Origin of the sequence: Nonomuraea sp. SYSU D8015 (assembly GCF_008065375.1) — a bacterium.
Lineage (GTDB): Bacteria > Actinomycetota > Actinomycetes > Streptosporangiales > Streptosporangiaceae > Nonomuraea.
Window position 1 is genome coordinate 586872 of record NZ_VJYI01000005.1, and the last position, 20358, is coordinate 607229.

Below are 20358 nucleotides of genomic sequence, written 5' to 3' on the forward strand. Positions count from 1 at the left end.
CTTATGCGCTCTTGTGCGCGACGAAGTCGATCTCCACCAGGATGCCCATCAGCTCGGACCCCACGGTGGTGCGTACGGGGTAGGGCTCGTTGAAGTACGACTTGTACACCTCGTTGTAGGCGGCGAAGTCGCGATGGAGGTGCTGCAGGTGGACCGTGGACTTGATCACGTCGTCGAAGCCGAGTCCGTGCGCGGCGAGGATGGCACCGAGGTTGCGCATGACCTGGTGCGTCTGGGTGGCCACGTCGTCACCGACGATCTCGCCCGTCTGCGGGTCGAGCGGCCCCATGCCGGAGGTGTAGACGAAGTCGCCGACCACGAGACCCTGCGAGTACGCGCCGACGGGGGCGGCGCCCTCGCTGGTACGGAGCTCCTTTTTCATGCAATCTCCCTAGAAGCTGGTGCTTATCGTGCCGATGACACGGTAGCCCCGGTCCACCAGGGGTAGCACGCGCCATTTGTCGAACGCGGTGCAGGGGTGGGAGATGCCGAAAGCCAGCAGGTCGCCGGGCTTGAGCCCGTCGGCGCGCACGATGGTGTGCTGGTCCTGCATCTTCACGACGGTGACGCCCTCGCGGCGCGGGATCGGCAGGCCCTCGTCGTAGGGCGCGTCCCGCTTGCCCATGCCCACGATCGCCAGCCCGGGCTCGGGCGTGGACAGCACGTGCGCCCACACTTCCAGCGCGGGGCGCAGCTCGCCGTCGATGCGGTTGAACGGGGTGCGCTCGCGGTAATAGCCGTCGTCGTGGGTGACGTACGCGCCGCTGCGCAGCAGGATCCTGGCCTGGGCGGCGACGAGCTCCCGCCCGATCACGTCGAACCACTGGCTGCCGCCCACGCTGAGGATCGGGCTCTTGACGCGGACGTACTCGACGGCTTCCTGGAGCGAATCCAAATATTTCCTGACCTCGCCGGCGGTCTTCAGCCCGCCCTCGTACCCGGCCACCCCTGCCAGCTCGACCCCGGGCGTCTGCTGCACGTGCGCGGCGACCCGCAGCAGCTCGTCGAGCGTGCGGCAGCCGGCCCGCCCGCCCTCGTGCCCCAGCTCCACCAGCACCCGGAACGGCCGCGCCCCGGCGTGACCGGCCAGGATGTCCACCCCGGCCACGGAGTCGGCGAAGCTCAGGAACTCGAAGGCCGGATCCCGCTCCAGCTCGGCGGCCGCCCAGGCGAGGCCCGCCGGATCGACGACCTGGTTGGCCACCATGATCCGGTCGACGCCCCCGAAGTCCCTGACCGTCTGGGCCTGTCGGGGCGTGGCGACGGTCAGGCCCCAGGCGCCGGCGGCGAGCTGCATGGCGGCGATCTCGGCGGACAGGTGGGTCTTGGCGTGGGGGGCCAGCTCGAGCCCGTGGTCGCGGACGAAGGCCGCCATCGTGGCGACGTTGTGCTCCAACGCATCCCGATGCACCACCATCAGCGGAAAGCGGAACCCGCCGTCGAAGACCGATGCTGGCACGGCACCCCCTTCACCCGCGTCCGACCTTATCCCAACCCCTGCCCCCTGCTCTTCGCCCGCTCCCACCCGGCCGTACTCCGGTTGGGGTCTTGGGGGTAGGGGGGCGACCTGATCCCGGCCGGTGGGGAAGGTGCCGTTAAGAGCGCCTTGCCGCCGGCGGTTGCATCTCACTCAGCGCCAGCATGGCATCCCTCTCGATGCGCGAGAGGTCGTGGAGGAGGACGCCGGCCTGCTCGAGGTACGCCTGGTCGCTCCCCTCCCCGGCCTTCGCGATCAGGGTGGCCACGTCCGTCCACAGGGCGGCGGCCTCGGTGTACAGCCGGTGAGCGGTGCGGAGGTGGTCATCGTCGATGAGCCCGGTGCACTCGCCGAGGAAGTCGCGATAGAGGGCACGGAACAGGGCGCCGCCGGTGCCGGCCTTCTCCATGAGGACGGCGGCCTGCGGCAGGTCCCGCTTCGGCTCGTCCGTGCGGGCCAGCCACTTGGGCACCAGGCGGGCGGCTTTCTCGATGCCGCGATGGCCGAGGTTCGCGATGGGGGCGGCGAGGAAGGCGTCGGCGCAGGCCTTGATCGCGGGGACGATCTGGTCCTCCCAGGAGAGCGGGCGCGCCGGCGGGGTGATGGAGAAGGAGCGGTTCCTGGCGGTCATCGGTCCGCGTTCGGCCCTCGCCATGGCGAGGCCGGTCCGGCTCGTACGCACGGCTCCGCCCTGCTGCGCGGTGTCCACCAGGTACGCATAGTGCTCGTCGTAGCCGTACATCGCGACGACATGGCCACCGAAGTGCACCTTGGACTGGAAGTAGTCCAAGTGGTAGCAGTCGAGCTGCAGGCCGACCGGTCGTCCGGCATCGATGGGGGCGGACACGTTCTCCCACGCCTTGCGTGGTGAGGTGGTCTCCTCGACCAGCAAGGTCAGCCCCAGTCTGGTGGCGAGGTTCCTGGTGAGCTCGAAGGGCTTGACGCGGCCTCCGAGGAAGGGGAACTCCATGCTCTTGGCGTCCCAATAGATGAAGGACAGGCCCGAGCCGAGGCCGAACAGCATGGGCTCGGACAGATCGAGTCCCTCATGCCGCAGCAGCACACCCAGTGCCGTCGTCTCGCAGTGTTGCATGCCGCGAGCCTCGATGCCTTTCACGATGGTCATGCGTCGCTCTCCTCGATATGTCCGGGCCGAACGCCGGGAAGTAGCATGAGGCCTCCCATAAGGGGAGAGTCCAGCGTCTCGATCCCTGCCTCGCAGGGCCGGCTCGGCGGTTTCCGACCGTCAGCGTTCGGTGCGCCACACCGCGCCGTAGGAGACTTGCGCGACCCCGGATCCCGCCACGCCGTCGCCGGGCCTGCGGGCTGGCGGGAGCCCACCACCCAGACCGTACCGTCCGGTGCGGCGGCGAAGAGCATGAGCACCGGCACCATCGCCACGGTCGGCCAGAACTCCCGGGGGACATCCCCGTGATTCCGGCATGATCGGCGCCGGTCTCACGGGCGGAGGGCGCGGCCGGGGGTGGCGCCGGTCAGGGCGCCGGCGGACAGGACGCGGACGCCCGAGACCAGGACGTCGTCGATGCCGGTCGCGAGAGAACGCGGGGTCGCGTACGTTGCGCGGTCGGTCACCGTGGACGGGTCGAACAGCACCACGTCGGCTGCGAATCCGGCGCGCACCAGACCCCGATCCGTCAGCCCGAAGCGCCGGGCAGGGTGGGAGGCGAGGTGGACGACGGCCTGCTCCCACGTCCAGTCCCCGAGCTCCCGCACGTGCCGCCCCAGGTAGCGGGCGAACGCGCCGAATCCGCGCGGATGCGGATGGCCGCCCACGTAGATGGCGTCGGAGCCGCCGGTGTGCGCGGGGTGGCGCAGCATCCGGCGTACGGACTCCTCGCCCTCCGGACCCTCGTCGGGCCGGGCGAACACGACGCCCGCCTCCAGCCGCGTCTCCATCAGGAGGCGGCGGCACAGCTCGGCGGGCTCGACGCCCGCCCGCTCGGCCGCGGCCACCATCGTCAGCCCCTCGACCCACTCCATGCCGGGGGCATGCGAGATGGTCAGCCGGGGCCAGGTCTCGCTCAGCGTCGGCCACCAGTCGTCCAGCTCGTCCGAGGCGATCATCTCCAGCGCGCGGCCGGGCTCGGCGCCGGGCACGGACGGCGGCAGCACGTACATCGCCAGGATGGAATTGCCCCGCAGGTAGGGGTAGGCGTCGAAGGTGAGGTCGACGTCCTCGGCCAGCGCGTGCTCGACCAGCGGCAGCAGCACGTCGGCGGGGCCGTGCAGATGGGAGACGTGCACGGCTGCCCCGGAGCGCGTGGCGATCTCCATGACCTCGGCCATGCCCACCCCGGCCCGGGCGCCGTAGGCACGCATGTGGGTGACGTACGGGAGGCCGCCGAGCGGCTCGCACAGCGCGGCCAGCTCCTCGGCCGAGGCGTACCGGCCCGGCAGGTATTCGAGCCCGCTCGACAGCCCGGCCGCGCCCTCGGACAGGCCGCGCTCGACGTGTCGCAGCATCTTGGCCAGGTCGCCGGGCGAGGCCGGATCGGGCGACGGGCCCATGACGTCGTAGCGGATCGTGCCGTGGGGGAGGAGGTAGGCCGTGTTGAGAGCCACCGCGCGGTCGTACGAGGCGAGCAGCTCGCCCACTGTCAACGGGCCGTCGACCCGGGAGTCGTCCCTGAGCGGGCCGTTGACGGCGGCGAAGTAGCGGGCCGCGTAGGCGACGGTCTCGGCGGAGCCGGGGGCGAAGGACAGCCCGTCCTGCCCGAGCACGAACGTGGTCACCCCCTGCCGCAGCGCCGCCTGCTGCACCGCCGGGTCGAAGACGGCCGCGTCACCGTGGGCGTGGCAGTCCACGAACCCGGGCGCGACGAACCGCCCGGCGGCGTCGATCACGGTCTCCGCCTGCGCGCCGTCCAGCCGGCCGACCGCGGCGATCCGGTCGCCGCGGATCGCCACGTCCGCCCGGTACGGCGGGGCGCCCGTCCCGTCGAGCACCCGCCCGCCGCTGATGACTACGTCGAAGCCCACTCCAAGATTCAATCAGAGCGCGACGACACCCGGTCGCACGCGGCCGACTCGCGGATCGGCCGCTCGGCCAGCAGGTCGCGCGCCTGCGACCGGGCCAGGTTCCAGCCGTTCCACGGGTCGGGCCGGTCCAGCCCGTTCGCCCTGACCACGTCGGCCAGCACGCAGCTGCGCTGCGGCTCCGGCAGCCGGTCGAGCGCCGGCACCGCCTCCGCGCCGAGGTCCCCCAGGTAGTCGGAGTCCATCTTGTGGATGCCGCGCACCTCCAGCTGCGTGTACGCGACCCGCAGGTCGGGGTTCACGACCGCGAACATGCCAAGCCCGAGCCCGGTGACCAGGACGATCGTGCGCGGCAGCCAGCCGGAGCCGCGGCCGGTCAGCCGTACCGCGCCGGCCAGCAGCACCAGCGCGAACACCGCGCCCAGCCACCAGACCGTGGCCTGCACCGAGATCCGCAGCCTCGACAGGCCGTAGGCGTCGGTGTAGAGGTTCATGCGGTGCAGGGCCGAGGCCAGCACCACCATGGTCAGGCCGCACAGCACGCCCAGCAGGCACACCAGCACCCAGCGCTCGCGGCGCTCGGTCCTGAGCAGCCCCCCGGCCACGGCGACGATGCCCAGCACGAACACGCTGACCACGACGAGCTGGAAGAAGCCCTGCCTGGCGTACTCCGCGTAGGTCAGGCCCGCCGTCTTCAGCACCCACGTGTTGCCCCCGAACAGGGCCGTGATCTGCACCGCCACGAACGACGCGAACAGCAGGTTCACCGCCGTCAGCGGCACGAGCCACACGCTCCTGCTCACCGTGAACTTGCTCTCCGGGCCCACCGGGTCGACCACCGGCCTGAGCGCGACCAGCACCACGGCCGCGAGCAGCACGGCGAAGACAGCGAACAGGAAGATCCGCAACGGCGCCGACTCCGCCCACTCCGGCGCGGTGGTCAGCCGTTCCACGTACGAGGCGAACACCGCGTCCGCCGAGCTGAACAGCAGCCCGAACACCAGCAGCAGCACCGCGGTGATGCTCAGCGCCGCGACCATCGGCATGACCCGCCGCCGGGCCGTCAGCTTCTTGATCGGGGTGGCCAGGAACCACGGCACCGGGCCCAGGGCCAGCAACACCGACACGCCGCCCCTGATGACGCCGAGCCAGCCCGCGCCCGCTCCCGAGACGGCCAGCGCGGCCAGCCCGGCCCCCGCCACGAGCAGGATCGCCACCAGCCAGTCGGCGTCGCGCACCGCCGCCATGGAGATCAGCCAGTACGCCGTCACGCCGAACGCCGCCGTCCACGGCGTCATCCGCCGCGCCACCGCCGGCAGCGCCGCCGCGCCCAGCACCGTCGCCACCAGCACCATCCCGAGCCCTACGTGCGCCTCGGGCAGGGCCACGGCGGCGAAGATCCCGGCCCCGGCCGCCGCGGGCAGCAGCCAGCGGGGCGACTCGGGCAGCTCGGGCCTGGGGAAGAGCGGCGGCGGAACGTAGGGCGGGGGAGGGGCCTGGCCGCGGTACAGCTCGGGGCCGTGTCCCATGGGGCGGTACGGCTCGACCCCGTGTCCCACCTGCTGGCTGTACGGCCCAGGCCCTTGTCCCACTGGCTGACCTGCCGCGTGGACCGCCGACCGGCTCCCCGTGTCGCTCGCGGGCTGGTCCGTGGCCTGCGCCCCCGTCTGACCCGCCGGTCGCAGCGCCTGCGCCGACGGGTATCCCGCTGTCTGCGCCGATGGCCGGGCCGCCGACTGGGTCGCCCCATGGCCTGGCATCTGGCCCGGCGCGTGGGGTTGCGGCCGGCCTGGTGCATGGGCCATCAGCTGGGCCGTCTGATAGGCCGACTGGTACGCCGCGGCGCGGCGTCCCGAGCCCGCTCCCAGCGCCGCACCGACGGCCCCCATGACGGCCGTGCACAAGACCAGCGTGACGAGCGCCATCCCGTCGCCGACGGTCACGCTGACGAGGACGGCGGCGAACATGCCGACCAGGAAGCCGACCAGTACTCCGACGACGCCGCCACCGATCATCCTGGCGAAACCGCTGCCGACGGCTGGTGGCGGCATGGACGGTGCCGGGGACGCTCCCGCGCCCGCCGCGACCGGTTCGGTGACCGCACCGCCCACGCCTGCCGTATCCCCAACGCCGACCGGCCCCGCCCCGGCCGCGCCCATCGGCTCCACGGCCACCGCGCCGCCACCGGCTCCCCTGTCGCTCGCGGGGCCGCTGTCCGAGGCGCCGGTCGCCGCGCCGTCCATGGCGAGGCCGGGGGTCGCCCCCGCGCCGACCTCGTCGGAGACCCGGTCGGCCGCCCCCGTGGCCACGTTCTCCTCGGCGGTGACGCCGGCCGGTTCGGGCCGCGCCTTCTCCGCCGCGTTCCGCTGCTGCTCCGCCTCTAACGGCGCGTCAGCCATCGTCGTCCTCCCTGGTAAATCGACGACCATGCGGCATCCCGCGCAGTCGTCGATGCGAATGGATCCCCCGTGCAGCTCGACGATCTCCTTCACGATGGCCAGCCCCAGCCCGGCGCCTCCCGAGTCCGCCGCCCGCCCCGCGTCCAGCCGGGAGAAGCGCTCGAACACCCGCCCCCGAGCCGATACCGGGATCCCCGGCCCCCGGTCGGCGACGGCGATCCGCACGCCGGCTCCGTCGGCCACGCCGCTCACCGTCACCAGCCCGTCCGGCGGGCTGTGCCGTACCGCGTTGTCGAGGAGGTTGGCCAGGACCTGCGCGAGCAGGTCCGGATCGGCCCGCACCACCAGATCGCCCGCTACGACGGCCCGGATCACGACGTCCTCGCGGGCCAGCCCCGCCTCGCGCACCGCCTGCTCGATGAGCGGCGCCAGCTCGACGGCCTCGGGCTCGATGAGCCGTACGCCCGAGTCGAGCCGCGACAGGTCCAGCAGTTGCGCCACGAGCCGCCCGAGCCGCTCGGTCTGGGCGAGGGCGGTCCGCATGGTGACGGGGTCGGGCGCGGAGACGCCGTCCACGACGTTCTCCAGGACGGCCCGCAGGCCGGTGATGGGGGTACGCAGCTCGTGGCTGACGTTCGCGACGAGCTCGCGGCGCTGCCTGTCCACCTCGCCGAGGTCGGCCGCCATGGCGTTGAACGCCCTCGCCAGCTCGCCCACCTCGTCCCGCGAGGTGGCGCTGACCCGCAGCCCGTAGCGGCCCTTGGCGATGGTCTGGGCGGCGCTGGCCATCTGGCGCAGCGGCTTGGTCATCCCCATGGCCAGCAGCTGCACCATGATCAACGCCAGCACGACGGCGACCGCGATGCGCACCTCACGGGACAACCCCGAGTTGAGCCCGACCTCGTTCACCACGAAGGCGGTCCCCACGGCCAGCACGATCACGATGCCGAGCTTGACCTTGATACGGCCGAGGAAGTCGAGCGGCCTCATCGCCGCACCAGGGCGTAGCCGACCCCGTGCACCGTGCGTACGACGTCGGAGCCCAGCTTGCGGCGCAGCGCCCGCACGTGGCTGTCCACGGTCCTGGTCGCGGCGGCCTCGGAGAACCCCCACACGTCGGACAGCAGCCGGTCGCGCTCGAAGACCTGCCCCGGCCGCTCGGCCAGCCGGCGCAAGAGGTCGAACTCGGTCCTGGTGAGCTGCGCCTCGGCCCCGCGCACGAACACCCTGCGGGCCGCGGTGTCGATCTCCACCTCGCCCACCCTGATCACGGTGTCCTCGGCGGCGAGCTGGGCCGCCCGCTCCACCCTGCGCAGCAGCGCGTGGATCCGCGCCACCAGCTCGCGCATGCTGAACGGCTTGGCCAGGTAGTCGTCGGCCCCCACACCGAGCCCGACGAGCACGTCGGTCTCCTCGCCGAGCGCGGTCAGCATGAGGACCGGCACCGGCCTGGCCGCCTGCATCCGCCGGCACACCTCGAGCCCGTCCAGGCCCGGCAGCAGCCGGTCGAGGATCACCAGGTCCGGTTCCGCCTTGCCGTACTGGGCCAGGGCGTCCTGCCCGTCGCCGGCCACCCTGACGTCGAAGCCCTCGGCGGCCAGGCGGTTCCGTACGGCCAACGCGATCGTCTCATCGTCCTCGACCACGAGGATGCGTCGCTGCTCTGCCACGAACGAAAGCCTAGAAGCGCCCTGTGCAGACAGACATATCTCCTTCGTGCACATACGGTGCAGACTTGGCGGGTGAACATTCCCGGATACCTCCGCCGCATCGGCCTGCCGGACCTCATCGACGCCCCCGTCACCGCCGGCAACCTGCGGGATCTGCACGTCGCCCACATCGAGAAGGTCCCGTACGAGGCACTGAACATCTGGCTGGGCCGTCCCACCACCGTCGATCCGCTCGAGTCCGCCGAGCGCATCATCGGTGGCCGCGGCGGCTACTGTTTCCACCTCAACGGCGCGTTCTCAGAGCTGATCACGGCGCTCGGCTACGACGTGACCAGGCACGTCGGCGGCGTGCAGGGCCGAAACGAGCAGCCCAACGTCAGCGCCAACCACCTGGTGCTGACCGTGCGCGGCCTGCCGTCGGCGGACAACCCGGGCGGCGAGTGGCTGGTGGACCTGGGGCTCGGTGACGCGTTGCACGAGCCGATCCCCCTGATCGCGGGCACGTACCGGCAAGGACCGTTCCAGTACGTCCTGCGCCCCTCGGAGGTCGCGCCCGGCGGCTGGCGGTTCGACCACGACCCGAGCGGCTCCTTCGTGGGCATGGACTTCAGTCCGGAGTCTGCCGACATATCGGCGTTCGAGGAGATGCACCGCCATCTGACCACGTCGCCGACGTCCGGGTTCGTGCGCGTGGCCTCGGTCGCGCGGCGCGACGCCTCGGGCGTGGATCTGCTGCGCGGGCTCGTCCTGTCGCGCGTCGGCACCGGCGCGCACTCGGTCACCATCGACACGGCGCGCGACTACTACGCGGCGCTGGCGGACGTGTTCCACCTTCCGCTCGACGACGTGAGCGCACCGGAGAAGGACAAGCTCTGGCGCCGCTTGCACGAGGCTCACGAGGCCTTTCTGGCCGGCGGTGACGGAGCGCCGTCGCCTGGAGGAGCGGCGGGAGCGTAGCGACCAGAGCGGGGCGACCGGCGTGATGGCCACAGGTGCGTACGGAGGGTTATCGTGCACCTCGAAATGGGAGAAACCAGGAAGCTCGCCGGTCGATACCGGCTGCTCAACCCCCTGGGCGCGGGATCCGTACGCCTGGCCTTCGACGAGTCCGGACACCGTGACGTCGCGGTCAGGGAGTTACGGGTCCCCGCCGAACTGCGCGACTCGGCGCTGCACCGGGCGCGCAGGGCGATGGTCCTGCGGCACGCCTCGATCGTGCGGGTGCTCGACGTGGTGGTCGACGACGGGTCGCCGTGGCTGGTGATGGAGTTCGTGTCCGGGGCGTCGCTGGAGCAGGCCGTGCGCTCGCGGGCCCCGCTCCCCGTCATGCAGGCGGCCAGGGTCGGCGTCGGCGTGCTGTCGGCGTTGACGGCCGCGCACGCGGCGGCGTTCGTGCACGGGCACGTCGACCCCGGCAACGTGCTGCTCACGACGACGGGCCGGGCGGTGCTGACAGGATTCGGGCTGCCGAGCCGCAGCACGTGGCCGTCCGGAGATTTGTGGTCGCTGGGCGCCACGCTGCACTTCGCGATCGAGGGCCGCCCGCCCGGACAGGCGCCTGCCGAGGGCCCGGATCCGCTCAGGTCGCTGATCAGGGCGATGGTGCATCCCGCGGGGCCGCCGCCGGTCGAGGTGGTCCGCGAGACGCTCGAACGGCTGGCTCTGGACCAGCCGCTGGATCGGCTCGTCGAGTCGCTGGGGCCGCTGCCGCCCGCCGAGGTGGCCGCGATCGGCGTGGCCGTGCTCGACCGGCTCCAGCGCACGCCGGGCACGCACGGCGGGGTGCAGCCGGGTCACGTGCTGATCGACGGGAACGGCCGGGCGACGCTGCTCCCGTCGCTGCGGTCCGGGACCCCGCCGGCGTACACCGCGCCCGAGGGGGTGCGGAGCCGGGCGGCCGACCTGTGGTCGCTCGGGGCCACGTTGTTCACCGCCGTCGAGGGGACGCCGCCCGCGCCCGGCGCGCCCCTGGGCCGGGCAGGACCGCTGGCGCCGATCCTCTTCAGGCTGCTCTCGGGCAATCCCGCCGACCGCCCGTCCCCGGAGGAGCTCCGCCGGGAGCTGAAAGCCCTCGTACGCCGGCGCAACAATTGAGATACATCGCGAGTGGGAACCAGCGGGGTGCTCTCAATCGTTGGACCGGCGACGCAGAATGTGGGAGAGGCGGGGCGTGCGCTCCGCGTCTGGAGGATGTTGAGGATGTCGCCAGTCCAGAAGTACGCCATTGGCGCAGGCATCGTGGTTCTGCTCACGCTGATCTTGCCCCTACCCGGATGGGTCACCCTGCTGGTCATCCTCGGCGTGATCGGCGCCCCGGTGGTTGGTTATTTCATGCTCGACCCGTCGCAGCGTGAGCGGCTCAAGAGGGCCCGCAGGCGCGGCATCGGCCGCTGAGGCCCCTGGCGGCGGGGGCTCAGGCCTCCGCCGCGGCCAGCGCCGACTGTACGCGCTGGGTCACCCTGCGCTCGACGTAGAACGACAGGAACGGCACCGTGCCCCCGAGCATGACGCCGAGCATGTACGGCCAGGTCCAGCGTGCCTTCATGCCCAGATTCATGACCGCGATCAGATAGATCATGTAGAACCCGCCGTGAATGGGCGCGGTGATCTTCGACAGGGCAGGGTTGCCGAAGCCGTAACGCAGCACCATGGCGACACAGAGAATGAGCAGCATGACGCCGACCACGTAGGCGAGCACCCGGAAAGGCTTCAGGGCCGATTCCACGATTCAACCTTCCAGCGCCATCTCGGGGGATTTGGCGCGATCCCGATCACTTCGCACGGCATCGCGTACGAAGTGGAACCACATGAATACGGCGAATCCAGCAAAAATCCACCAGTTGGCGGCGTATGCCAGATTACGCCAGGTCAGCGTGCCCTCCGTCGCCGGCGGCGCCACCTTGACCTGCGTGAGCGAGCCGGACGGCGGCTGCGCCACCACGTAGCCGGTGCGTACCTTCTGGCCCGTCCACAAGTTGATCAGCTCACCCGTGGACACCGTCTGCACCTGCCCGGCGGGCAGGCCTTCGGCGCGCCGCTGGACGCTGTCGGTGCCCTGCTGCGGCCGCAGGCGCCCGGCCACCGTGACGCGGCCCTCCGGCACGGCCGCCACCGCGGGGTCGTCGCTCTTCGCCACCCAGCCGCGCACGATCGGCATGAGCGTGCCGTCGTCGAGCCTGAGCGGGGTCAGCACCCAGTAGCCGCGGTCGCGCGAGACGTTGCCGCCGGGCGCGTCGACGTCGGCCCGCCGGTCGGCGACCAGCAGCTGGCGGCCGGCCTCGTAGACACCCTCCGCCGTGACCCTGCGACCGACGACCTCGCCGCTCATCTGCGAGCCCACCTGGGCGAGCGTGGCGACCGCGACGGGCCCGGGATCCGCGGCGGCCTGAGGCTTTCCCGAATCTTGGAAGATGCCGAGCTGCCAGCGTCCGAGCAGGATGAACGCGATCAGGACCCCGATCGTGAGCAGGTGCAACCCCAGCATGCGGGGCGAGAGCAGGGTCCTGAGCATGCTTCAAAGCTATCCGCAGGGTGGGGTGGTCCCCTAATCAGCCCATGCCCATGGATCCCGCCAAAAGGCGCAAACGGCGCAGGAGATCACGCTAGGCTGCTGGCCATGTCTGACCAGCACATCGACCCCGCGGGCAACACCCAGGCCTTCCGTGCCTTCGCGCAGGCGCGTGAGCAGGAGGCCGCGGCCAAGCCCAAGAAGTCGCCCCTGCTGCCCATCGTCGCGGTCGTCGCGGCGATCGTGATCATCGGGGTCGCCGCCTTCCTCCTCCTGCGGTAAGTCCGAATACCGGACGCTCCCGCCACGACGCCGTGGCGGGTTTTCGTCGTTCCCTCGTTGACCTACATTGGACTTATGGTCCAATAGGAGGCCCTCGTGGGAGATCCAGGGATAGTGATCGTCGGTTCCGGCTTCGCCGGGATCTGCATGGCCATCAAACTGAAGGAAGCCGGGTACCACGACTTCGTCGTCCTGGAGAAGGCCGCCGAGCCGGGCGGCACCTGGCGGGACAACACCTATCCCGGCTGTGCGTGCGACGTGCCGTCGCACATGTACTCCTACTCGTTCGAGCTCAACCCCGGCTGGTCCCGGATGTTCGCCCCGCAACAGGAGATCCAGGACTACCTGCGCTTCTGCGCCGCCAAGTACGGGGTCACCCCGCACATCCGGTACGGCAAGAACGTCACCGCCCTCGAGTACGACGACGAGCGCCGCGCCTGGTCGGTCACCATGGACGACGGCGAGACGATGCGGGCCAACGCCGTGGTCTCCGCCGGCGGCGCACTCCACATCCCGAAATTTCCGGAAATACCGGGGCGGGAGTCCTTCGCCGGCCCCGCCTTCCACTCCGCCGAATGGGATCACTCGGTCGATCTGACCGGCAAGCGGGTCGCCGTCGTCGGCACCGGCGCCTCCGCCGCCCAGTTCGTCCCCCAGATCGCCCCGGCCGCCGCCCACGTGACGGTCTTCCAGCGCACGCCCCCGTGGCTCCTGCCGAAGCCCGACTTCGCCTTCTCCCCGCGCGTGCGCCGGTTCCTGCGCCTGCCCGGCGCGGCCCGGGCACTCCGCTACGCCATCTACTGCGCTCTGGAGACCAGGGCGCTCGGCTTCGCCGTGCACCCGAGCCTGATGAAGCCCCACGAGCGGCTGGCGCTCAAGCATTTGGAATCGCAGGTCCCCGACCCTGACCTGCGCCGCGCGCTCACCCCTGACTATCTGATCGGCTGCAAGCGCGTCATCATCTCCAGCGACTACTACCCGGCTCTGACGAGAGACGACGTCACCCTCGTCACCGACGCGATCGCCGAGATCCGCGAGCAGTCGATCGTGGACGCCGCTGGCGCCGAGCACGAGACCGACGCGATCGTCTACGGCACCGGCTTCAAGGTCGTGGACGCGCTCGCCGAGAAGCGGATCGTCGGCCGGGGCGGGCTGAAGATCCAGGACGCCTGGCAGGACGGCGTCGAGGCCTACTACGGGATCGCGACCTCGGGCTTCCCGAACCTGTTCTTCCTGCTCGGCCCCAACACCGGCTTGGGGCACAACTCGGTCGTGTTCATGATCGAGTCACAGGTGCACTACGTCCTCGAGTGCCTGCGGCTGCTCTCCCGTACCCGGGCGCGGGCCCTCGACGTCCGCCCGGAGGCCCAACGGGCGTTCAACCGGCGGCTGCGTGCCCGGCTCGACCCGCTGGTGTGGAACGCGGGCGGCTGCCGGTCCTGGTATCTGGACGAGCACGGCGTGAACCGGACGATCTGGCCGGGCTTCAGCTTCGAGTACTGGGCACGCACCCGCCGGGTGAACCCCGGCGCATACGAGCTCATCTCCTGATGCCGTCGAGCGGCCAAATGCCGTCGAGCGGCTAGATGCCGTCGAGCAGCGCCGCCACCGCCTCGTCGGCGAAGTCCTCCGTCACGCGCAGCCCCCTGAACACCGCCCTCATCCACACCGCCCCGGCCAGCAGGTCGACGATCAGCATCGGGTCGACCGACTCCTTGAGCTCGCCGCGCCGCACCGCGCGCTCGAAGATCTCCCGCTCCCGCGCGAACCGGTCGGCGAAGAACCGCCGCGCGTCGAGCTCGGGGTGGCGTACGGCGGCACCGAGCGCCGCCACGGCGATGTCGGCCGCCGGCGGCTCGGTGAGCAGCCGCGCGACGCCCTCCACGAGCGCCACCAGGTCGCCGCGCAGGCTACCGGTGTCGGGCGGGTCGAACCCCAGCACGTCGGCCTCCACCAGCGCCGCCCCCAGCAGCGCGGCCTTCGACGGCCACCACCGGTAGATCGTGGTCTTGTTGACGCCGGAGCGCTCGGCGACCCCCTCGACGGTCAGCCCGTCGTAGCCCTTCTCCGCGACCAGCCGCAACGTCGCATCGAAGATCTCCTGCTGCTTCCTCGGCGCCATACGGGCCATTTTCTCCCGGTCATCTCCGCCCGGCGAACGCCGTGGCGACCCCGAGGCCGAGGTAGACGACGCCGCTGACGTACCGCAGTGCCCGCGCGCGCCTGTTGAGGCGGTGGCCGAGGGCGCCGGCGGCGTACGCGTACACGATGTCCGCCAGCAGCCCCAGGAGCAGCAGCGTCGCCCCGAACACCACCACCTGCAGCGCCGGCGAGCCCGCGCCCGGGTCCACGAACTGCGGCAGGAGCGCCAGGAAGAACAGCGCCACCTTGGGGTTCAGCACGTTGACCAGCACGCCTTCCAGGAACACCTTGTGCAGCGGCTGCGGGGGCGGCGTCGCGCCCGCCACGTCCTTGCTCGTGAACGCGCGGACGCCGAGGTAGACGAGATACGCCACACCCGCCCACTTGATGATCGTGAACAGCGTGGCCGACTGCGAGATCACGTACGACAGGCCCGCCGCGGCGGCGGCGATGTGCACGAGCGTGCCCGTCTCCACGCCGAAAGCGCTGGCCAGGCCCGCAGCCCTGCCCTGGGCGAGCCCTCTGGCGGTGATGTAGAGGTGGTTCGGGCCCGGGATGAGCACGAGCGCGAGCGAGGCGGTGACGAAGAAGGCGAAATTCGTGGGGGAGATCATGAAACAGCAGCTTAAAGATGCTTTGGTACGCCTATATAGGCCAATCTCGGCTCAGTTTCGTGGACCAATCAACTGTCGGCGCGGCGTGGCATAGTGGCTGACGTGAATGGTCAACTCGTCGGGCGCTCGGTGGAGCTGGCCAGACTCGAAGGAGTTCTCCGGTCCGCCACCGAGGGCACGGCCGGCGTCGCGCTCGTCGGCGGTGACGCCGGCATCGGCAAGACCCGGCTGGTGTCCGAGCTGGTCGAGCGGGCCAGGGAGCGCGGCTTCCACGTGCTGGTCGGCCAGTGCGCCGAGCTGGGTGACGCGCTGCCCTACCTGCCGCTGGCCGACGCGCTGCGCGGCGCGGAGCCCGCGGTGCGCGAGGCCGTCGGCGCCCATCCCTTCCTGGGCCAGCTGCTGCCCGGCACGGAGAGCGCGCCCTCGCCGGGGCTCACCCAGCAGCGGCTGTTCGGCTCCCTGCTCGGGCTGCTGGCCGACCTGCAGCCGGTGCTGTTCGTGATCGAAGACCTCCACTGGGCCGACCGCTCCACCCGCGACCTGCTGGTCTTCCTCAGCCGCATGGTGCAGACCGAGCAGGTCTGCGTCGTCGGCACCTACCGCACCGACGACCTCCACCGCCGCCATCCCCTGCGGTCGGTGCTGGCCGAGCTGAAGCGCCTGCCCACGGTGACCCACGTCGGGCTGGGGCCGCTGGGCTCGGGCGAGCTGTCCGACTACGTCACCACGCTCGGCGAGGTCGACGCACGCGAGCTGGACGAGATCGTCTCGCGGGCCGACGGCAACCCGTTCTACGCCGAGGAGCTGTTCGCGGCCATGGCGGAGGGCGACAGCCTGCCCGACGGGCTGGCCAGCCTGCTGATGTCCAGGGTCGAGATCCTCTCCGAGGCCGGTCAGCGGGTGCTGCGGGCCGCAGCGGTGGCCGGGCGGCGGGTGGAGGACGAGCTGCTGCGTGAGGTGTCGGGGCTGCCACTGGCCGAGTTCGAGGAGGCGGTCAGGGAGATCGTCTCGCGCGGGCTGCTCAGGGTCGACGGCTTCGGCTACGCCTTCCGCCACGCGCTGCTGCAGGAGGCCGTCTACACCGACCTGCTGCCCGGCGAGCGCACCCGGCTGCACGCCGCCTTCGCCCGGCTGCTGACCTCGCCCGCCGAGCTGGCGCACCATTACCTCGCGGGCCACGACCTGGCGGGCGCGCTCGCCGCCTCCGTGGAGGCGGGCCGGGCGGCCGAGCGGCTGGGCGCCCCCGCCGAGGCGCACAGCCACTACGACCAGGCGCTGAGCCTGTGGGACCGGGTGGACGGCGCGGCGGAGCTGGCCGGGGAGAGCCGGCTCGCGCTGGCGTTCCGCAGCGCCGTCATGGCGGCCGACAGCGGCGACAACCATCGCGCGATCGTCCAGCTGCGGGCGTTGCCGCAGACGTCCGAGGTCTGCGAGCGCCTGGCCTACTACCTCTCCGAGATCGACGACGGGCCGGGCGCCATCGCGGCGGCCGAACGCGCGGTCGAGACCGCGGAAGACCAGGCCGCCCTCGCGCGCGCCCTGGCCACCCAGGCCCGCACGCTGCTGTGGAGCCCGCGCCACCGGGAGGCGGAGGCCCTGGCCGCCAGGGCGCTCGAGACGGCCCGCACGGCGGGAGCGAGAGACGCCGAGGCCGGCGCGCTGCTCACACTGGCCGTCTACGTCGAACACCGGGGCGACGTGGCAAGGGCCCACGAGCTGGTCCACACCGCCTCCGCGGAGAGCACCGGCGACCTGGCGATGGACCTGCGCGCCCACTTCCACCACGCCCGCATCCACTTCGAGCAGGGCAGGCTGGCCGAGGCCGCCGAGGTGGCCGACGCCGGCATCAGGGTGGCCTTCGACACCGGGCTCAAATGGAGCACCTACGGCACCGACCTGCGTTTCCTGCGATTCCTCATCCACTACGCGGCGGGCGAGTGGGACGAGGCGGAGGCCGTGGCCGCTGGTTTCCCGGTGCGGGTCGGCACGATCCCCGAGGCGACCCTGTCGTCGTTCGCGCTCTTCGTCGAGGTGGGGCGCGACCTGCCCGCGGTGGAGAGCAGGCTCAGCTGGCTGCGGCCGTTCTGGTCCGACGAGCTGGTCACCTTCATGTCCCGGGGCATGGCGGCCGAACACGCCCTGTGGCACGGCGACCCGGCCGCCGCCCTCGAACACGTGCGCGCGGCCATCGCGCCGTTGGTCCCGGGCGACAACGGCCTGCTGCGGCTGGCCGCCGTCGGGCTGTGGGCCCTGGCCGAGCTCGGCACCACCGAGGGGGCCGACGACCTGCTGGCCCGCGCCCGCTTCACCGTCGAGCACGGCCCCATCGGCGAGCGCGGCTACCTGGGGCCCGAGGGGCAGGCGTGGGCGCTGCGAGCCGAGGCGGAGTGGCACCGCGTCCACGGCCGTTACGACGTGGAGCTGTGGCGGCGGGTGGTGTCCGCCTTCGACTTCGGCTTCGTCTACGAGGTGGCGCGGGCCCGCTGGCGGCTGGCCGAGGCGCTGCTGGCGGCCGGCGAGCGGGAGGCGGCGCAGGCCGAGTGGGAGCTGGCCAGGGAGACCGCGGGCAAGCTGCGGGCGACGCCGCTGGAGAACGCGCTGCTGGAGTTCGGGCGGCGGGCCCGGTTCGGGATCGCCGGCGGACAGGGCGGCGATGGCGGGCTGACGGCTCGGGAGGTCGAGGTGCTACGGCTGGTCGCCGAGGGGCTGACCAACCGGGAGGTCGCCGAGCGGCTGTTCATCGCCCAGAAGACGGTGAGCGTTCACGTGTCCAACATCCTGGCCAAGCTGGAGGTCTCCACCCGCACCCAGGCGGCCGCGGCAGCACGCCGGCGGGGGCTGCTGACGTAGACGAACGCCCGGTCGGGTGGGGCGCTCGCCGGGTGGGGCTCGTCAGGTGGGCCGGGTGATGGCGCGGTGGTGTCGGGCGCGGCCGGGTGGATCGGGCGGGTGTGGTGGTGTCGGGCGCGGTCGGGCGGGCCGGGCGGGTGTGGTGGTGTCGGGCGCGGCCGGATCAGCGGGATGCCTCCAGCAACAGGTCGGGGTCGCCGAAGTTGCCGGACTTCAGCAGCAGGCTCAGGCCGGACGGCGTGAAGATCCAAGGAACGCCGCGGGCCGCCTCTGGGCCGATCACGCCGCCGGAGACCCCGAGCGCGCTCACGACAGCTCCGGAGGTCTCCCCGCCGGCCGTGATCAGCCGGGTGACCCCGCGTTCGACCAGCCCTCGGGCGATGAGGCCGAGGGCGGACTCCAGGATCGCGGCCGACCGCTCGCCCCCCAGAGCCTCCTGGACGCGGCGGAGCGCGGCGGGCTCGAGCGAGGAATAGACCAGCGGAGCGCCGGAGCCCTCGAAGGCCGGCCCACCCCCGGGACGGGCGACCGCGCCGAGGGCGTCGTACCAGGCCAGCGCCCCCGCGGCGAGCGACCCGGGATCCGGGTCGGCCAAGGGGTCCAGCCGGTGAGCCGGCCTGCCAGCGTCGATCATGGCGGCGACCTGCTCCAGCGTACGGGCGGAGCAACTGCCCGCCAGCACCGCGGCAGGGCCTGCCGGCACGGCGCCGGTCACGTCGCCGCCCTCGGTCCGGGCGCGAGCGGCGGCGAGTCCTCCGGCGAGGCCGGCCGCGCCGGCGACCAGCGGCGCGTCGGCCAGCGCCCGTCCGGCGGCGGCGAGGTCGGCGTCCTCGACCGCGTCCACCAGCGCGTAGCGGACACCCTCGGCCCGCAGCTCGGCCAGCCGGCGCGCGAGCTCGCCCCGCCGCACCTGCGCCAACGTCACGACTCCCGCCCGGTAGGCGCTCTGCCCCTCCAGCACCCGCGGCAGATAGGAGTCCGTCATCGGCGTCAGCGGGTGGTGGCGCATGTGGGACTCGGCGAGCAGCACGTCCCCGACGAAGAGGTAGCCGTTGTACTGCGTGCGCCCGTGCTCGGGAGAGCTCGGCGTCATGGGCACCACGGGCACGTCCAGGGCGTCGGCCAGCGCGTCCAGCACCGGGCCGATGTTGCCCTCGACGGTGGAGTCGAACGTGGAGCAGTACTTGAAGTAGACCTGCTCCGCCCCGCGCGCCCGCAGCCACTCCAGGGCCGACAGCGACTGCGCCACCGCGGTGTCCCTGGCGATCGTGCGCGTCTTCAGCGCGATCACGACGGCGCCGGGCTCGGCGGCCGCCTCCTCCCGGGGCATCCCGAAGAACAGCACGGTACGGATCCCGCGCCGGCGCAGCGCGACAGCGACGTCGGTGGCCCCGGTGAAGTCGTCCGCGATGGCGCCGATCATCGAGGCCCCGAATGGGTTCGGTGGAACTCGGACATGAACCGACGGTATCGACCGCAAATCTCTTGATCGCCACAGGCCATGGTTTTCCACGGCCTTTGCCCTGCGGCTCATAGCGTCCACTGATCGAGAACCTCTCAACGGAGGGCCGGCGGCCTCGTACACCCTCCGCCGCCATCTCGTCCTGCCCTCGAAAGGAGCAGCTCCATGTCCACTCTGGCCAAGACCCTGCCCGCCTTCGCCGCGCTCGGCGTCTCCGCCCTGTTCCTCGCGGCCCCGCAGGCCGCGTACGCCGCCGGCGAGGTCTCCTGCAACGCCTCCGGGCAGACGCACTTCCTGCCGGGCGTGCAGATGTTCCCGCAGTCGGAGACCGTGACGTACCGGGGCGCCAAGGTCGCCTGCGTCGACCACGGCAACCTCGGCATCACCTCGGCCCGCATCAGCGCGACCTTCGACGACGTGGACCTGAGCTGCGTGGCGAGCGACTTCGGCACCGGCACCGGCACCGCCACCATCGAGTGGTACCTGAACGGCGCCAAGGTGACCAGCAAGGCCGACATCAGGATCGACGAGACCGTGCTCAACAGGGCGAGGGTGTCCGGCGTCGTGACTCAGGGCCCGTTCGCGGGCCGGCCGTTCCGCGGCGAGTTCGACACGAACCTGCTCATGGGCGGCGGGAAGTGCACGGCGGGGGCGCTGTTCGGCGGGGTGAAGAGCGCGGACTTCAAGGGCCACTTCAGCGTCGGCTGACCAGGGACGACGCCGTGGCGGGCCGGCATCTGGGCCGGCCCGCCACGGCGTTTACCCGGACAAGTGTGTACAAGCGCACAGACGTGTCCGGCGGCCGGCCGGATAATCGCAGCAATGGACGCGGATTCCGCTACCTGTACAAGCTGTTCGAGCCCGAGGGCTGCGGCGTCGCGGACTGGATCAGGCGGCGCAGGCTGGAGAGCTGCCGCCACCACCTGCTCGACCACGCGCCGGCGGACCGGCCGGTAC

19 protein-coding genes are annotated in these 20358 nt (G+C 71.9%); 8 read left to right on the forward strand and 11 right to left on the reverse strand.

Annotated features, from left to right (window positions below):
* Window position 1 precedes the first annotated feature (1 nt).
* From ID574_RS25020 to ID574_RS25030, 3 genes are all read right to left on the reverse strand, one after another.
* Complete coding sequence (locus ID574_RS25020) at window positions 2–382, reverse strand: RidA family protein (protein ID WP_188191365.1); 381 nt, start codon at window positions 380–382, stop codon at window positions 2–4.
* Window positions 383–391: 9 nt separating this feature from the next.
* The gene (locus tag ID574_RS25025; protein WP_223167038.1) at window positions 392–1459 is read right to left on the reverse strand and encodes an alanine racemase; all 1068 of its coding nucleotides are present in this window, start codon (window positions 1457–1459) and stop codon (window positions 392–394) included.
* Window positions 1460–1595: 136 nt separating this feature from the next.
* Entirely contained in the window at window positions 1596–2603 is a 1008-nt protein-coding gene (locus ID574_RS25030; protein ID WP_188191366.1) for a BtrH N-terminal domain-containing protein, read from the reverse strand.
* 156 nt (window positions 2604–2759) lie between these two features.
* Here ID574_RS25030 and ID574_RS25035 point away from each other — a divergent pair, with 156 nt between their 5' ends.
* Window positions 2760–2912 (forward strand): hypothetical protein, encoded by a 153-nt coding sequence (locus ID574_RS25035; protein ID WP_188191367.1) that lies wholly within the window; start codon window positions 2760–2762, stop codon window positions 2910–2912.
* A 23-nt stretch (window positions 2913–2935) separates the two neighbouring features.
* On the opposite strand, the gene ID574_RS25040 is transcribed toward ID574_RS25035, so the two are convergent.
* From ID574_RS25040 to ID574_RS25050, 3 genes are read right to left on the reverse strand one after another with little or no spacing between them, the layout of a single operon-like run.
* A complete protein-coding gene (locus tag ID574_RS25040; protein ID WP_188191368.1) occupies window positions 2936–4477 on the reverse strand; it encodes an N-acyl-D-amino-acid deacylase family protein in 1542 nt (513 codons plus the stop codon).
* Between the two features lie 8 nt (window positions 4478–4485).
* The gene (locus ID574_RS25045; protein ID WP_188191369.1) at window positions 4486–7863 is read right to left on the reverse strand and encodes a DUF4153 domain-containing protein; all 3378 of its coding nucleotides are present in this window, start codon (window positions 7861–7863) and stop codon (window positions 4486–4488) included.
* Window positions 7860–8543, reverse strand: coding sequence for a response regulator transcription factor (locus ID574_RS25050; RefSeq protein ID WP_223167039.1), 684 nt, complete (start codon window positions 8541–8543; stop codon window positions 7860–7862). Before ID574_RS25050 ends, ID574_RS25045 begins: the two co-directional genes overlap by 4 nt.
* A gap of 72 nt (window positions 8544–8615) precedes the next feature.
* Here ID574_RS25050 and ID574_RS25055 point away from each other — a divergent pair, with 72 nt between their 5' ends.
* From ID574_RS25055 to ID574_RS25065, 3 genes are all read left to right on the forward strand, one after another.
* Window positions 8616–9500, forward strand: a complete 885-nt coding sequence (locus tag ID574_RS25055) for an arylamine N-acetyltransferase family protein (RefSeq protein ID WP_188191371.1) — start codon at window positions 8616–8618, stop codon at window positions 9498–9500.
* A 66-nt stretch (window positions 9501–9566) separates the two neighbouring features.
* Window positions 9567–10637 (forward strand): protein kinase domain-containing protein, encoded by a 1071-nt coding sequence (locus tag ID574_RS25060; protein ID WP_188191372.1) that lies wholly within the window; start codon window positions 9567–9569, stop codon window positions 10635–10637.
* A gap of 105 nt (window positions 10638–10742) precedes the next feature.
* The gene (locus ID574_RS25065) at window positions 10743–10937 is read left to right on the forward strand and encodes a hypothetical protein (RefSeq protein ID WP_188191373.1); all 195 of its coding nucleotides are present in this window, start codon (window positions 10743–10745) and stop codon (window positions 10935–10937) included.
* Window positions 10938–10956: 19 nt separating this feature from the next.
* Here the strand turns inward: ID574_RS25065 and ID574_RS25070 are convergent, their stop codons facing one another.
* The gene (locus ID574_RS25070; RefSeq protein WP_188191374.1) at window positions 10957–11268 is read right to left on the reverse strand and encodes a DUF3817 domain-containing protein; all 312 of its coding nucleotides are present in this window, start codon (window positions 11266–11268) and stop codon (window positions 10957–10959) included.
* A gap of 3 nt (window positions 11269–11271) precedes the next feature.
* Entirely contained in the window at window positions 11272–12054 is a 783-nt protein-coding gene (locus ID574_RS25075; RefSeq protein ID WP_188191375.1) for an SURF1 family protein, read from the reverse strand.
* A 105-nt stretch (window positions 12055–12159) separates the two neighbouring features.
* Between ID574_RS25075 and ID574_RS25080 the strand changes: the two genes are divergently transcribed.
* Together ID574_RS25080 and ID574_RS25085 are read left to right on the forward strand one after the other, a co-directional pair.
* Window positions 12160–12333, forward strand: coding sequence for a hypothetical protein (locus ID574_RS25080; RefSeq protein ID WP_188191376.1), 174 nt, complete (start codon window positions 12160–12162; stop codon window positions 12331–12333).
* Between the two features lie 96 nt (window positions 12334–12429).
* Window positions 12430–13884, forward strand: coding sequence for a flavin-containing monooxygenase (locus tag ID574_RS25085; RefSeq protein ID WP_188191377.1), 1455 nt, complete (start codon window positions 12430–12432; stop codon window positions 13882–13884).
* Between the two features lie 31 nt (window positions 13885–13915).
* Here ID574_RS25085 and ID574_RS25090 read toward each other — a convergent pair whose 3' ends face one another.
* Both ID574_RS25090 and ID574_RS25095 read right to left on the reverse strand, forming a co-directional pair.
* Window positions 13916–14455, reverse strand: coding sequence for a TetR/AcrR family transcriptional regulator (locus ID574_RS25090; RefSeq protein ID WP_188191378.1), 540 nt, complete (start codon window positions 14453–14455; stop codon window positions 13916–13918).
* A gap of 19 nt (window positions 14456–14474) precedes the next feature.
* Window positions 14475–15089 (reverse strand): LysE family translocator, encoded by a 615-nt coding sequence (locus tag ID574_RS25095; protein WP_188191379.1) that lies wholly within the window; start codon window positions 15087–15089, stop codon window positions 14475–14477.
* A gap of 102 nt (window positions 15090–15191) precedes the next feature.
* Between ID574_RS25095 and ID574_RS62265 the strand changes: the two genes are divergently transcribed.
* Window positions 15192–17939 carry a helix-turn-helix transcriptional regulator gene (locus ID574_RS62265; protein WP_188191380.1) on the forward strand — a complete coding sequence of 916 codons (2748 nt, stop codon included), beginning with the start codon at window positions 15192–15194 and terminating at the stop codon, window positions 17937–17939.
* Between the two features lie 163 nt (window positions 17940–18102).
* Here the strand turns inward: ID574_RS62265 and otnK are convergent, their stop codons facing one another.
* Window positions 18103–19362, reverse strand: coding sequence for a 3-oxo-tetronate kinase (otnK, locus tag ID574_RS25105; RefSeq protein WP_188191381.1), 1260 nt, complete (start codon window positions 19360–19362; stop codon window positions 18103–18105).
* Window positions 19363–19566: 204 nt separating this feature from the next.
* Here otnK and ID574_RS25110 point away from each other — a divergent pair, with 204 nt between their 5' ends.
* On the forward strand, window positions 19567–20109 hold the full coding sequence (locus ID574_RS25110; RefSeq protein ID WP_188191382.1) for a hypothetical protein: 543 nt from the start codon (window positions 19567–19569) through the stop codon (window positions 20107–20109).
* The last annotated feature ends 249 nt before the right edge of the window (window positions 20110–20358 follow it).